This is a genomic window from Nonomuraea candida, assembly GCF_000725485.1.
Taxonomy (GTDB): Bacteria; Actinomycetota; Actinomycetes; order Streptosporangiales; family Streptosporangiaceae; genus Nonomuraea; species Nonomuraea candida.
On record NZ_JOAG01000184.1, the window covers coordinates 1 to 274 of the forward strand.

1 pseudogene is annotated in these 274 nt (G+C 65.3%); it reads right to left on the minus strand.

What is annotated here, in order from left to right:
• Positions 1 to 265, minus strand: a pseudogene (locus IO39_RS43620) (hypothetical protein); the annotation flags it as partial.
• Positions 266 to 274 lie beyond the last annotated feature (9 nt).

Below are 274 nucleotides of genomic sequence, written 5' to 3' on the forward strand. Positions count from 1 at the left end.
CCTCGATGAGCCCGATCTCCTGGTAGAGCTGGCGGGCGATCGGCTCCATGTAGGTCGGGCCGACGTTCATGTAGAAGTTCATCGTCTGCTGCTCGGCCGACATGATCGTCAGGGCGTGCAGCTTGCTGATGGGGGCGGCCGAGCTGCGGTCGTAGGGCTCGCGCACGTTGTCCACCGGGTCGCGGTGGTGCAGGTAGGTCGGGCGGCCCGGCATGACCTCGGTGAGCTGGTCGACGATCTTCTCGGCCTTGCGGTGCTCGATCATCTCGTACAG